We start from the raw sequence: 13,528 nt of genomic DNA, 5'->3' as shown, positions 1-13,528 counted from the left end.
TGCCAACGGAGGGCATCTGTGATTACAAATCGCACTTTAAAAGAGAAAAAGCCGGAATAATATATAGAGTGCCGGTGTGATTTGTAGTGAACCGGAATCGACGAAAAAAGTAGGAGAACTGTTAATTATGAAAAAATTATTGGATCTGATCACAGAGGAGGTTGTAAAGGCTTTTGAAGCCTGTGATTATAAGGGGGAGTATGGAAAGGTTACGCTCTCTAACCGGCCGGATCTCTGTGAATATCAGTGTAACGGAAGCCTGGCGGCAGCTAAGGAGTATCACTGTGCGCCGATTCAGATAGCGGATAAGGTTGTGGAGGAGCTTAAGAAAAGTTCTGTTTTTGAGGAAGCTTTGGGGGTAAAGCCTGGGTTTATCAATCTTAAGGTAAGCAGTCTGTTTGTACAGGAGTATCTGAGGAAAATGGCAGAGGATGAGCGTCTGGGCTGCCATAAGGCGGAAAATCCCAGAACGATTATGATTGATTACGGCGGACCTAATGTGGCCAAGCCTCTTCATGTGGGGCATCTGCGCTCTGCTATTATCGGGGAGAGCGTAAAAAGGCTGGGACGCTTTGTGGGGCATAAGGTGATTGGCGACATTCATTTGGGGGACTGGGGCCTTCAGATGGGACTGATTATTACGGAATTAAAGGAAAGAAAGCCGGAACTGCCCTATTTTGATGAAAGCTATATGGGGGAATATCCGAAAGAAGCGCCCTTTACCATCTCGGAGCTGGAGGAGATCTATCCTACGGCCAGCGCTCGTTCCAAGGAGGATGAGGCTTACAAGGAAGAGGCTATGGAGGCTACCTATCTGGTGCAGCATGGACATAAGGGGTATCAGGCGATTTTGCAGCATATTTTAAATGTGTCTGTGGCGGATTTGAAGAAGAACTATGCCAGCTTGAAGGTGGAGTTTGATCTGTGGAAGGGTGAATCGGATGCGCAGCCTTATATTCCGGATCTGGTGGCGATGCTGAAAGAAAAGGGCTATGCTTATGAAAGTGAAGGGGCGTTAGTGGTTGATGTGAAAGAAGCGGAGGATACCAAGGAGATTCCGCCCTGTATGATTCTTAAGTCTGACGGAGCATCCCTCTATACGACGACGGATCTGGCTACGATTGTGGATCGGATGAAGCTGTATCATCCGGATGAGATCATTTATGTGGTGGATAAGCGCCAGGAGATGCATTTTGTCCAGGTATTCCGCTGTGCCCGGAAGACGGGGCTTGTGGAGGATGAAACCGGTCTTAAGTTCCTGGGCTTTGGTACCATGAACGGTAAGGATGGCAAGCCTTTTAAGACCCGTGAGGGCGGGGTCATGCGTCTGGAGAATCTGATTGCGGATATTAATGAAGAGATGTATGAGAAGATTGCAGGCAATTCGGAGATTGGGGAAGAGGAAGCTAGGGAGACGGCACGGATTGTAGGGCTTTCGGCTATTAAGTATGGGGATTTGTCGAATCAGGCTTCGAAGGATTATGTGTTTGATGTGGACAGGTTTACTTCTTTTGAGGGAAATACGGGGCCCTATATTTTGTATACGGTTGTGCGGATTAAGTCTATTTTGAATAAGTATCGGGCTTTGGGGAAGGACCCGGATTCTTGCGTGGTTGGGGTTCCTGGAAATGAGACACAAAAAAGTTTGATGCTTTTGCTGGCCAGGTTTAATGGGGCTGTTGAGAATGCCTTTGAGGAGGCTGCGCCTCATAAGCTTTGTGCTTATATTTATGAATTGGCCAATGGGTTTAATAAGTTTTATCATGAGACGAAGATTCTTGGGGAAGAGGATGAAACGGTTCGTGATAGCTTGGTAGCGGTGTTGGTGCTGACGAAGAGAGTGTTGGAGATTTGCATTGATATTCTGGGGTTTGAAGCTCCGGAGAGGATGTAGGTAAAGGAAGACGGACGGGTCTGTCACAAAATAAGCCATCCGACATTTCCATATCCTTGGCAATAAGGAATCCTCCCACATTGTGGGTCCCTCCTTATTACAACGTTCGGACGTTCCATGCACATCAATCTGCCTCTGACGGACATTGCAGGAAGGGCTTTGCCAGGCGTTGCCTGCCATAGGCTTTGAGCAATGTTCGCCAGATTCAGACTGCTGTGCATGGAAAGCCGGACACTGGATATTGGAAAAGCCGGATGGCTTATTTTGCTCCAGGCATCATGACAACGAGATTTTTTAGGGGTTATTTTGGGTGTATTCTGGTCGGCGGAGTTCTCGGCATACCATGATGACGGTTACGGTGAAAGCGAGAAAATCGGCGATGGGACCTGCGTACATGATTCCGTCGATTCCGGCGAAGAGGGGGAAGATGAGGATCAGGGGCAGGAGGAAGAGGATCTGTCTGGTGAGGGACAGAAAGGTTCCTCTCTTGGGCTTTCCGATGGAGGTGAAGAAGTTGGAACTGACGGGCTGTAAAAAGTTTACGAAGGTGAAGAACAGGAAGATGTGAAAGTAGTTTACAGCAAAGCGGTAATATTTCTCGGAACCATTTCCGAAGAGGGAGATGATCTGCCGGGGGATAAGCTGGAAAGCTAAAAAGGCAGCGAAAGCCAGGGCAAAGCCGCAGGTGATGGCGAAACGGCAGGCTTCTTTTACCCGTTTATATTGCTTTGCGCCGTAGTTGAAGCTGGTAATGGGCTGCAGTCCCTGGGAGATGCCGATGATGAAAGACATGAAGACCTGGTTTACTTTGGTGATGATTCCGGCGCAGGCTATGGGGATGGATTCTCCGTAGGAGGAGATGGAACCGTAGTATTTGAGGGAGTTGTTCATGACGATCTGTACGATCATCATGGCTAACTGGTTGCTGCAGGGGGCCATGCCGAGGGCGGCAATTCGGGCAATGACAGACTTACAAGGAAGCAGATGTTCTTTTTTGATTTGGACGGTGCGGCAGCGGCCGAGAAAGTAGACGGCCATTCCGCCGGAGATGATTTGGCCGATTACGGTTGCCGCAGCAGCTCCGGCCATTCCCATGTGAAATTCAAATACGAATAGTGCGTCTAAGAAGGTGTTGATGATGGCGCCGGTCAGGTTGCAGATCATGCTGATTCTGGGGCGGCCGTCGGCACGGATTAAGTGTCCGCCTCCTGAAGTCAGAATGAGAAAGGGGAAGCCAAAGGCTACGATTCCGGTGTAGGTTTTGGCATAGTCCAGTACATCATCAGGGGAGCCGAAGAAGTGAAGCAGAGGCTCTAAGCCCAGCAGGGTAATGATGGTCAGAAGGATGCCGCAGCCAAACAGCATGGAAGAGGCGTTTCCCAAGTAGAGGACAGCCTGCTCCGGCTCTTTTTTTCCCATGGATATGTTGAAGGCGGAAGCGCCTCCGATTCCGAACAGAAGGGCGATGGCTACACAGGAAATGGACAGGGGAAAGGAGATGTTGGTTGCAGCATTTCCCAATTCGCCTACGCTGTGGCCGATGAAAAATTGATCTACAATATTGTAGAGGGAGCTGACCAGCATGGCAATGATGCTGGGGACTGCAAATTGAAACAGCAGCCCTTTGACGGGTTCTGTTCCCAAGGGATTCTGATTTATTTGTGTGGTATTTTCATGTGTCATTTTTCTTATGTCTCCTACTTTTGTTGGTCTTAATACGCTTGTTTTCAATCATTGCTTATTATTATAGGAAAAAAAGAAGTGTTACGTCAACCATTATTTTGAGTAGGGAAGATATAAAATGAAGAGTGATTACAATGTATATCGATGCAGGATTTTGTCAAATTTTATTTACTAAGGTGTGAAAGGTAATAAAAGAGATGCTGTAAAATTTAAGCCGGCAGACATTTCCATAGCAATGTCTGTCGGCCTATTTTGTGACAAGCTCTTTAAAATGATAATCGTTGATCTTATGCAATCGCCATCTGCTTTACCCGTGCAAAGGCCTTGTTGACAGCGGGGATTGCAAGGACTATTAGTGTCATGGCTGCTTCACATCCCAAATAGCTTCCGTTGTAGGCAAGGGAATAGACGGGAGCGCTCATTCCGGAGCCTTTCGCATAGGCGGCGAAGAAGATAAGACCGGACAGGAAGGCAAAGAGGTAACGGCCCAGTACACCGATGATGTAACCTTTGATGAGACCGTTTTTCTTATTACAGAATAAGCCGGACAAGCCCAGGGCACCGAAGGCAAGCAGGTAGTCTGTGATCATCTGGGGCAGGCTGATGATGTAGGGGTCGGAGATAAGCTGCAGCAGACCGTAGGCGAAGCCGGTGATAAGTCCGGTGCGCAGGCCGTACCAGTATCCGATGCAGCAGATGAAAAGCATGGAAAAGAGGGTGACGGAACCGCCCATGGGAGCTTCAAAAAGCTTCATAAATGAGGTTATCATACCCAATGCCATGGCTGCGGCGGCGAATACTAAGGGCTTGGTCTGTACCCGCTTATTTTCTCCGGTCAGATAACAGGCAAGAATGAGAAGAATCAGGATGGCTGCTACCAGAGCGCCATATCCCAGTGTGGTCAGAGAATAGGAGGTTCCCCATTCATCTACTACCTTGTTTACAAAAAGTGACATAAAAAATCCTCCTTGGTAAATGAATTTTCACAGGAGGGGATACGAAAAGCAGCTTCCTTACGCCGGCATTAACCGGTTCAAGTAATGAGGGTCAGCGTGAGGTCACGCTTTCTCAGCCTTAGGCTCCCCTAGCATAAATGTGCTATGTGATTACCTTGAATATACTATTGAAAAAATGGGATGTCAAGAGTTATTATTTGTATTTTTTGCGGTAAAATTTTTTCTCTTTTTCCTGTGGGGCAAGTGTGCTATACTGTAACGTATATTAATTATAGAAACGGAGAGAAAAAAGTGGGAGGACAGGGAACAGCGGAAAGGATGTGGAGAATTGTTTTTCCGATTCTTCTTTATGTACTTTTCTCCATGTTGTATCCGGAGCTTCTGCGGATAGCTTCAGGCGGAAGGATGTCAGAACCGGCATGGGCCATGTGGCTTTTGACAGCAGTGAACCTTCTGATGCTGCCTGTGTTCTGGCTGCTGTATCAACGAGAAAGGAGAGAGTACAGGAGAAAACATTCCTTTTGTTTAAAGGATATGCTTCTAGTGATTCTTGGTTCCGTATGCCTTTCCAGAGGGATAAATTATTTTTTGGCTTTAACCTTTCTGCCTCGTCTCTTTCCGGGGTATCAGGAAGTGTCGGAAGGAATTTATCACTGTAGTTTTTTGTCTCAGATAGCAGCTGTGGTGGTAAGCGCTCCTTTTTTAGAAGAAGTGCTTATACGGGGGATTATTTATGAGAGATTGAAGGCGGTCGTATGGAACTCCCGAAGGGCTATGGTTATCAGCGCAGTGATTTTTGGAGTATTTCATGGAAATGTGGTCCAAGGCCTGTATGCGTTTGTAATGGGATTGTTTTTTGTTCAGGTGTATGAAGCCTGTGATTCTCTCTTTTTGGCAGTAGTGGCTCATATTGCGGCAAATGGGGCGTCTGTTCTGGCCGGACGGTATCCATGGCCGGATGAATTCTACAGACTTCCGGGAGTTTACTATCTTTTAACGGCCGGATTTCTTATGATTGGAATGCTTTGCTGGAGATATTTTTTATTTTATGGGACAAAGTCTGCCCGCTCCGAAACGGAAATGTATTAGGGGATGCTCATAGGCACAGAAATGAGGAAAATGAATGAACAAGATGTCAAAGCGTGGAATATGGCTTGCTGTAAACCTCATTTGTCTTATGCTTTTCGGAGGAAGAACAGATGATACGAGATTTTGCCTGGGAACGGCCGGGGTATATGCGGGAGGAGCTGAAGGTTTTGGAAGTTTTACAGGAATTATTTCAAAAACATCCGAATCAATTTTCCGTAGAACTTCTGATAAGGCTGATACCGCATAGGCAGATCCAGCCAGGTCTTTTTATCCACGATGCTCTTATAATGAGAAAAGGTGTCGAAGCCTGCTTTTCCATGATAAGAGCCCATGCCGCTCTCGCCGAAGCCGCCGAAGCCCATTTCGCTGGTGGCCAGGTGGATGATGGTGTCATTGATGCAGCCGCCGCCGAAGCCGCAGCGTGAGGTGACTTTTTTGGCTGCATTTTTGTCGGAGGTAAAGAGATACAGGGCCAGGGGGTGGGCCTTGGAATTTATGGTCCGTATGGCTTCCTCCAAAGAGCCGTAGGTGAGGATGGGCAGAAGGGGGCCGAAGATCTCTTCCTTCATACAGGCATCCTCCCAGGTGACGTGATTCAGAAGGGTGGGCTCGATCTTTAATGCTGTCGGATCGGAGCCTCCGCCGTGGACGACCTTTGAGGGATCAATCAGTCCGCATACACGCTGAAAATGCTTTTCGTTGATAATCTTTCCATACTGAGCGTTGGACAGGGGATCCCTGCCCAGCTGCTTTTCAATCTGTTTTTTCAGCTCCGCTATGAGAGAATCCCGGACACAGGGATCACATAATATATAGTCAGGGGCCACGCAGGTCTGGCCGCAGTTTAAATATTTGCCGAATACAATGCGTTTTGCCGCCAGCTTAAGGTTGGCGGTTTTTTCTACAATGCAGGGGCTTTTTCCTCCAAGCTCCAGGGTGATTGGTGTGAGATGCTCCGAAGCCTTTTTCATTACCTGCCGGCCTACGGACTGGCTTCCGGTGAAGAAAATGTAGTCAAAATGCTCATTTAACAGGCAAGTGTTTTCTGCTCGTCCTCCGGTGACAACGGCCACATGAGAAGGATCAAAGCATTCCTCTATCAGTGCCCGGATGATCTCGCTGGTGTGAGGAGAATAGGCGCTGGGTTTTAAAATCACTGTGTTTCCGGCGGCCAGGGCGTCTGCTAAAGGCTCCATGGTCAGCAGGAAAGGATAGTTCCAGGGGCTCATAATAAGGACTACGCCGTAGGGGGAGGGCTTTTTAAAGCTTCGGGAGTGAAACTGCGCCAGTGGGGTGTGAACCCGCCTTTCCCGGGCAAAGGATGAAAGGTGCCGTTCCATGTAGGTGATTTCGCTTAAGGTCAGTCCGGTTTCGCACATGTAGCTCTCGAAGCTGCTTTTTCCCAGATCTTCCTTGACAGCCTGGTGGATTTGAGCTTCCCGGCGTTTGATGGCGCTTTTCAGCTTTTTGAGAGCCTCCAGCCGGGCAGGCAGAGGCAGGGTGGCGCCGGATAAGAAGTATTCACGCTGGTTTGCTGTAAGCTGCTTTATTTCTGCTTCATTCATAGAGGAATTCTCCTTTTGCGTTCTGTTTTTCAACGAATTGTATGATTCTGTCTGCTTCTAATAAAAAATGTGCAATGTATGGCGTTTGGTATTTTTCGGCAGGCTCAATGCCCCATAAGATTTTTGTAAAATATTTCTAGCTCCGACGCATTCATCAGAACAGGTACCGGGTAAAGAGGGTTAGCCTCTTTGTCTGCATAGTGAGAGAGCTTTGGAATATCCTCTTCCCGGATTTCAGGAATGGTGTCTCCTATGCCAAACCGCTTTTTCATATCTCGGATAGCCTGAATAAAGGTTTTTGCCGCCTCTTCGTGAGGCGTTTTTTCGTCTGCAAGCTTTGCTTCGATAGCCAGCTTATGAAGCTTCTTGTAAATGGACGGACCATAATATTCCAGCACCATGGGAAGGATCACCGCATTGGCAAGGCCGTGGGGGACATTGTATTCGCCGCCCAGGGAGTGAGCAACAGCATGGACGTAGCCTACATAGGATTTGGTAAATGCGCAGCCTGCGTAAAAGGAGGCTTTCAGCATATTTTTCCGGGCTTCGATATTCTGGCCGTCCCTGTAGGCGGTGTCCAGATTTTCAAAAATCAGCCGGACTGCTTTTTGGGCATCACGCCGGGTATCCGGCATGGTGGAGCGGCCGATGTAAGCCTCTACTGCGTGGGTGAGGGCATCCAGGCCTGTTGTGGCGGTGATAAAGGGCGGCAGGCTAAGGGTTGCCTTGGGGTCCAGCACGGCATACCGGGGAATCAGCGGAAAGTCGTTGATTGCGTATTTATGCCGGGTCTGGGCATCGGTAATCACGGCGGCCAGGGTGGTTTCGCTTCCTGTTCCGGCTGTGGTGGGCACGGCGATGAGCAGGGGGAGCCGCTTATGTACCTTTAAAATGCCTTTCATTTTTGCCAATGACTGGCGGGGCTTGACGGCACGGGCGCCTACGGCTTTGGCGCAGTCCATGCTGGAGCCGCCTCCGAAGCCAATGATGGCGTCACAGGCATTTTCCTGGTACAGCTTCAATGCCTCGTATACATTGTCCGTAGTGGGATTGGCGCTGGTTTTGCCGTAGACACAGTAGAACATGCCGGCTGCTTTCAGCGCCCGTTCCAGACGGGCGGTGAGGTTGAGCTTTTGGATGCCCGGGTCGGTGATAATGAGTATTCGGCTGCATTTATTTTTTTCTATGATTTCGGGGAGGGCCTTGACGCTGCCTGCCAGCTTCGGCTTCCGGTAGGGAAGTACGGGCAGGGCGATTTTAAAAACAGTCTGGAAGGCCCGGCAGTAGATTTTTCCGGCCTGGTTCATAGGTTCCATCCTTTCTGTGGTTAAAATGGGGAGACGCCGGTTTTGCTTAGTTAAAGCAGTGAAGTCGGCACACCGGGTTTATTTTACACAAAAATGGAAAGGCAGTCAAACACAAAATAATCATAGAATCATCACAGAAAATCCACACATTTAACAAAAAGTATACACAAACCCATAGTATACTGCCACATAAAGCAACTGTTTCGGAAGAAACTGGAATAACTGGCAATGTCATTAAGCCAAGCACCAGAAGGCTATAGGAGGCGGACTATGATATCGGTTGAGCACGTAACAAAGTATTACGGCGACTTTCTGGCAGTGGATGATCTTTCCTTTGAGATTGAGGAAGGGCATGTATATGGTTTTTTAGGGCCGAACGGGGCAGGAAAGTCTACTACTATGAATATTATGACGGGCTGTCTGTCGGCTACGGAGGGCCACGTGAAAATTGACGGGTATGATATTTTTGAGGATGCCGGGAAAGCCAAAAAGCTTATTGGCTATCTTCCGGAGCAGCCGCCCCTGTATATGCAGGAGACACCCGCAGAGTACTTAAGATTTGTCGGCGAGGCCAAGGGCCTGCGCAGCGTCAGGCTGAATGAGCAGGTGGAGGAGGTTATCCGCCAGACAAAGATTGGGGAGGTAAAGGATCGCCGGATTTCTTCTCTCTCTAAGGGCTACAGGCAGAGGGTGGGGATCGCCCAGGCGCTTCTTGGGAACCCGAAAGTGATTATTCTGGATGAGCCTACGGTTGGATTGGACCCGATTCAGATTATTGAGATTCGTGCACTTATTAAGGAGCTGGGGCAGGATCACACCGTTATTTTCAGCTCTCATATACTTTCTGAGGTCCAGGCAATCTGTGATCAGATCCTAATGATTGCAAATGGCAGGCTGGCAGCTTTTGACGAGCCGGGGAATCTGGAAAAATGCCTGCTTTCGCCTAACGAAATCACGATTACAACAGATGCGAAGCCGGAAGAGATCCGGGATATTCTGGGCTCTGTGGAGCATATTACGGATGTGGTTATGGAAGATAAGAATAATCCCTTTACTGTGGCCCGTTTAAAAACCGATCATGAAAATATCTATGAGGCTTCCCGTGCTGTTTTTGAGACATTTGCAGAAAAGGGAAAGGTGCTGTTGGAGATGAATTTAAAAAAGGCCAGCCTTGAAGATGTTTTTGTGGAATTGACAGAGGGCAGCGGGGCGGAGCTTGAAGCAGAGGGCGAGACGGATATGGAGCCGAAAGAAGCCGGGGCAGATATGGAATTTGAAGAGGAAAAGGAGGCGCAAGAATGATTGCGGTATTAAAGCATGAACTTAGAATGTATTTTCATTCATTAACGGCCTATGTTTTTGGAGCGTTTCTCCTTGCCTTTGTGGGAATCGGATCCATGCTTTACAATCTTCAGGCGGCTGTGAGCAATTTTGAGTTTGTCCTTAGCTTTGGATGTCTCGTGTTTGTGGTGATTGTGCCGATTCTTACTATGCGTGTGATTGCGGAGGAGAGAAAGCAGAAGACGGATCAGCTTCTCTACTCCCTTCCGATTACAACAACCCAGGTGATCCTTGGAAAATATCTGGCGCTGCTGGTGGTGTATCTGATTCCCCTTTGTGTAATCTGTCTGTATCCGTTGATTTTTTCCCAGTTTGGGGATGTTTACTTATTGACCTCCTATGGCTCTATTTTTGCATTTTTTGTCATGGGTGCGGCCCTTATTGCCCTTGGGGTATTTATTTCCTCCCTGACCGACAATCAGGGCTTTGCGGCAGGTATCGGCATTGCGGTAATTCTGTTTAATTACTACAGTGTCAGCCTTTCGGAGTATGTGTCCTCCACAGCCCTTGGATCGGTGATTGCATTGTGTGTTCTTGTCTTTGGAGTGGGAGGCGTGATTTACGGTCTGACGAAGAATGAGAATCTGGCTTACGGCTTCTGCTTTCTTCTCATTATGGTTATTCTGCTTGTATACTTTTTTGACACCGGCAGATTTGAAGGGCTTTTGCCGGGCATCATGGCGAAATTGTCCTTGTTTGAACGGTTTTATGTGTTTGTAAACGGAGTTTTTGATGTGACGGCCCTTGTGTATTATGCTGCTGTTGCAGTCTTTTTTCTGTTTCTTTCCGTACAATCTCTGGAGAAAAGGAGGTATAACTGATGAAGAAACCGGAATCCGAACGGGTCTTAGAGAGACGGCAGAGAAACGGAATTGCATTTCGCGGCGGTTCCTACTCTCTGCTTCTTACGGTGATTGTATTGGCTATTTTGATTGTGGTAAATATCTTTGTCTCAGTGCTGCCTGCGTCACTTACGAAATTTGACATCAGCGCTGCGAAGCTTTATTCCATTACCAGTAATACGAAGGTAGTTGTAAATGCCCTGGAGCAGGATGTGACCATCTATTGGATCGTCCAGTCCGGTCAGGAGGATGAGGTGATTGAGAATCTCCTTGATAAATACGACAGCCTTTCCGAACACATTGAGGTTGTCAAAAAGAATCCGGATGTATTTCCTACCTTTGCCCAGCAGTATACGGATGAGATGGTTCAGAACAACAGTCTGGTGGTGGAGTGCGGGGAGCGAAATCGGTTTATAAGCTATGCCGATATCTATATTCAGGAGGCGGATCTCTATTCCTATGCCTACAATACCTCCTTTGACGGGGAAGGCGCTATTACCTCCGCCATTGATTATGTGGTCAGTGAGGAGCTTCCAAAGGTGTATGTTCTGGAGGGACATGGAGAGGCGGAGCTTCCCGCATCCTTCCGTGAACAGATTGAGAAGGAAAATATGGAGCTTCAGTCCTTTTCCCTGCTGACGTCGGAAGGGATTCCTGAGGATGCTGCCTGTGTTCTGATTTATGCGCCGGAAAGTGATATTTCGGAGGAGGAAAGGAACCTGCTGGCCGATTACATGGCAGAGGGCGGAAAGCTTCTGGTTGTGGCAGGCCCTTTGGAGAATGGAGCATTGGAAAATCTGTATGGTCTCCTTGAGGACTATGGGGTTGAGGTGCAGGAGGGAATTGTGGTAGAGGCGGACAGAGATTATTTTGCATTCCAGACGCCTTATGTATTGATTCCGGATATGGCGGACGGTGAGATAACGGATTCTCTCATTGAGGAACATTATTATCCGATTATGCCCATAGCTTCGGGGCTTACAGTAAAGGAAGAGACCGGAAACGGCACGGTGACGGAGCTGCTTACTACATCCGACTATGCTTTCAGCAAGGTATCCGGCTATGGCCTGTCTACCTATGAGAGAGAGGAAGGGGATATGGACGGCCCCTTTGCGCTGGCGGTTTCCATAGAAAATGATAAGGAAGGGAAGCTTGTCTGGTTTGCGTCCTCCGGTTTCCTGGAGGATATGTACAATGCCTATTCTTCCGGCGCCAATGGGGATCTGGGCATGAATGCCTTATCCTCTCTTATCGGGGAGAGTGAAGCAATGGCGATCCGCAGCAAGTCGCTGAATTATAACTATCTGACTATCAGTGCTTCTACGTCATCTTTCTTGAAGGTGATGATGATTGGCATTTTCCCGCTGCTTTATCTGGGATTTGGAATTGGCGTGGTTCTTAACAGAAGGAGGTTGCAAAGTGAAGCGGTTTAAGAAAATATATATTCTGCTTGGGGTTCTTGCTGCGGCCTGTATACTGACCTTTGGCGCCATGCAGATAAAGGAGCGTAAGGAACAGATTAAAAACAGTGAGGAAATTATTCTGGAGATTCCTGCGGATTCGGTTGAAGCCCTGTCCTGGGAATATGGAGCGGAGACACTGGCATTTCATAAGGGTGAAGTGTGGGTTTATGACGAGGATGAGACATTCCCGGTGGATGAGGAAAAAATAAGCGGGCTTTTGGACATTTTTCAGCAATTCGGGGTTTCCTTTGTGATTGAGGAGGTGGAGGATTACGGGCAGTACGGCCTTGAGGACCCCATCTGTACTATCCGGCTTACGACAGGGGAGCAGTCCTATGAGATTCTGCTGGGGGATTACAGCAGCATGGATTCCCAGCGGTATGTTTCCATTGGGGATGGAAATGTGTATCTGGTGAAACAGGATCCCCTGGAGCTGTATGACGGACCCCTCAGTGAGCTGATTCGGCATGATAAGATTCCGCTGTTTGACGGGGCAGATGAGATTCGTTTTACGGGAAATGAGGCTTATACGATTGCCTATGAGGAAAACAGTACGGATACCTACTGTAAGGATGACGTATATTTCACGGAGCAGGACGGTCAAAAGCAGCCCCTTGATACCTCCAGGGTGGATGGCTATCTGAGTGATATCAGCTATCTGAATCTGACGGATTATGTAACCTATCATGCATCGGAGGAGGAGATTAAGGATTGCGGCTTGGACGCGCCGGAGCTGTCCGTGGAGGTGAGCTATACAAGGGAAGATGAGGATGGTCAGGAGGTATCTGACACGTTTACCCTGCATGTGAGCCGGGACCCGGATGAAAAGGCATCCGCCACGGATGGGGAAGCGGAGGATGAAGCGGAAAATGGCGAGGATACGGAGGAAGAAGAGGTAACGGCTTATGCAAGGGTGGGAGAATCCGGAATTCTTTATCGGATTTCCCCGGAGGATTATAAAAGGGTTATGGATGCTTCTTTTGATTCCCTTCGGCATTCCAAGGTATTTACCGGGGATTTTGCGGATGTGACCCAGATCGATATTGCTTTGGAGGGAGTGACTTACACCCTTACCTCCGAGAAAAAGGATGATGAGCGTATCTTTTATTATCAAGGAGAGCAGATTGAGAGCCTGGAGCTTCGAAGAGCCATAGAGGGGCTGAATGCGGACAGCTTTACGAAGGAGCAGCCTGCAGGAACGGAGGAGATCGGGTTGACACTGTATCTGGATAATGAGAATTTTCCAAGGATAGAGATTGAATTGTACCGATATGACGGGAAGGATTGTCTGGCGGTTGTGAATAAAGAGCCGGTGTCGCTTGTGGAGCGGGCGTTGGTGGTGGATTTGATGGAAGTGGTTTATGGGTTTGTTTTAGAATAGTGGAAAT

The 13,528-nt window shown here is 48.2% G+C and carries 9 protein-coding genes, 1 pseudogene and 1 riboswitch; of the genes and pseudogenes, 6 read left to right on the top strand and 4 right to left on the bottom strand.

Annotated features, from left to right (window positions below):
- Positions 1–127: 127 nt before the first annotated feature.
- Positions 128–1,894 (top strand): arginine--tRNA ligase, encoded by a 1,767-nt coding sequence (gene argS / locus VSQ61_RS12825; RefSeq protein ID WP_334344815.1) that lies wholly within the window; start codon positions 128–130, stop codon positions 1,892–1,894.
- Positions 1,895–2,188: 294 nt separating this feature from the next.
- Here the strand turns inward: argS and VSQ61_RS12820 are convergent, their stop codons facing one another.
- Positions 2,189–3,577, bottom strand: coding sequence for an MATE family efflux transporter (locus VSQ61_RS12820; protein ID WP_334344814.1), 1,389 nt, complete (start codon positions 3,575–3,577; stop codon positions 2,189–2,191).
- 287 nt (positions 3,578–3,864) lie between these two features.
- The gene (gene thiT, locus VSQ61_RS12815) at positions 3,865–4,533 is read right to left on the bottom strand and encodes an energy-coupled thiamine transporter ThiT (RefSeq protein WP_334344813.1); all 669 of its coding nucleotides are present in this window, start codon (positions 4,531–4,533) and stop codon (positions 3,865–3,867) included.
- Between the two features lie 37 nt (positions 4,534–4,570).
- Positions 4,571–4,673, bottom strand: a riboswitch (TPP riboswitch).
- A gap of 151 nt (positions 4,674–4,824) precedes the next feature.
- On the opposite strand from thiT, the gene VSQ61_RS12810 reads away from it, so the two are divergent.
- Positions 4,825–5,622 carry a CPBP family intramembrane glutamic endopeptidase gene (locus tag VSQ61_RS12810; protein ID WP_334344812.1) on the top strand — a complete coding sequence of 266 codons (798 nt, stop codon included), beginning with the start codon at positions 4,825–4,827 and terminating at the stop codon, positions 5,620–5,622.
- A 185-nt stretch (positions 5,623–5,807) separates the two neighbouring features.
- On the opposite strand, the pseudogene VSQ61_RS12805 reads toward VSQ61_RS12810, so the two are convergent.
- Both VSQ61_RS12805 and VSQ61_RS12800 read right to left on the bottom strand, forming a co-directional pair.
- Positions 5,808–7,226: pseudogene (locus VSQ61_RS12805) on the bottom strand (aldehyde dehydrogenase); the annotation flags it as partial.
- A gap of 65 nt (positions 7,227–7,291) precedes the next feature.
- Positions 7,292–8,494: an iron-containing alcohol dehydrogenase gene (locus tag VSQ61_RS12800; RefSeq protein ID WP_334344811.1), complete on the bottom strand. Its 1,203-nt coding sequence runs from the start codon at positions 8,492–8,494 to the stop codon at positions 7,292–7,294.
- Between the two features lie 270 nt (positions 8,495–8,764).
- Between VSQ61_RS12800 and VSQ61_RS12795 the strand changes: the two genes are divergently transcribed.
- The 4 genes from VSQ61_RS12795 to VSQ61_RS12780 are packed head-to-tail and all read left to right on the top strand — an operon-like array spanning position 8,765 to position 13,521.
- Positions 8,765–9,796 carry an ABC transporter ATP-binding protein gene (locus VSQ61_RS12795; RefSeq protein WP_334344810.1) on the top strand — a complete coding sequence of 344 codons (1,032 nt, stop codon included), beginning with the start codon at positions 8,765–8,767 and terminating at the stop codon, positions 9,794–9,796.
- A complete protein-coding gene (locus VSQ61_RS12790) occupies positions 9,793–10,656 on the top strand; it encodes an ABC transporter permease (protein WP_334344809.1) in 864 nt (287 codons plus the stop codon). The genes VSQ61_RS12795 and VSQ61_RS12790 overlap by 4 nt, the downstream gene beginning before the upstream one ends.
- Positions 10,656–12,110, top strand: a complete 1,455-nt coding sequence (locus VSQ61_RS12785) for a GldG family protein (RefSeq protein ID WP_334344808.1) — start codon at positions 10,656–10,658, stop codon at positions 12,108–12,110. Before VSQ61_RS12790 ends, VSQ61_RS12785 begins: the two co-directional genes overlap by 1 nt.
- Entirely contained in the window at positions 12,097–13,521 is a 1,425-nt protein-coding gene (locus VSQ61_RS12780) for a DUF4340 domain-containing protein (RefSeq protein ID WP_334344807.1), read from the top strand. Before VSQ61_RS12785 ends, VSQ61_RS12780 begins: the two co-directional genes overlap by 14 nt.
- The last annotated feature ends 7 nt before the right edge of the window (positions 13,522–13,528 follow it).

The sequence above is a fragment of the Candidatus Merdisoma sp. JLR.KK006 genome (assembly GCF_036941035.1).
Taxonomy (GTDB): Bacteria; Bacillota; Clostridia; order Lachnospirales; family Lachnospiraceae; genus Laedolimicola.
This window is presented reverse-complemented; position numbering and strand designations above follow the sequence as displayed.

Excerpts from the sequence above, each read along its gene's own strand:
- VSQ61_RS12820 (WP_334344814.1), bottom strand. The coding sequence starts at position 3,577 with ATGACACATGAAAATACCACACAAATAAATCAGAATCCCTTGGGAACA.
- VSQ61_RS12785 (WP_334344808.1), top strand. The coding sequence starts at position 10,656 with ATGAAGAAACCGGAATCCGAACGGGTCTTAGAGAGACGGCAGAGAAAC.
- thiT (WP_334344813.1), bottom strand. The coding sequence starts at position 4,533 with ATGTCACTTTTTGTAAACAAGGTAGTAGATGAATGGGGAACCTCCTAT.
- VSQ61_RS12800 (WP_334344811.1), bottom strand. The coding sequence starts at position 8,494 with ATGAACCAGGCCGGAAAAATCTACTGCCGGGCCTTCCAGACTGTTTTT.
- argS (WP_334344815.1), top strand. The coding sequence starts at position 128 with ATGAAAAAATTATTGGATCTGATCACAGAGGAGGTTGTAAAGGCTTTT.
- VSQ61_RS12790 (WP_334344809.1), top strand. The coding sequence starts at position 9,793 with ATGATTGCGGTATTAAAGCATGAACTTAGAATGTATTTTCATTCATTA.
- VSQ61_RS12795 (WP_334344810.1), top strand. The coding sequence starts at position 8,765 with ATGATATCGGTTGAGCACGTAACAAAGTATTACGGCGACTTTCTGGCA.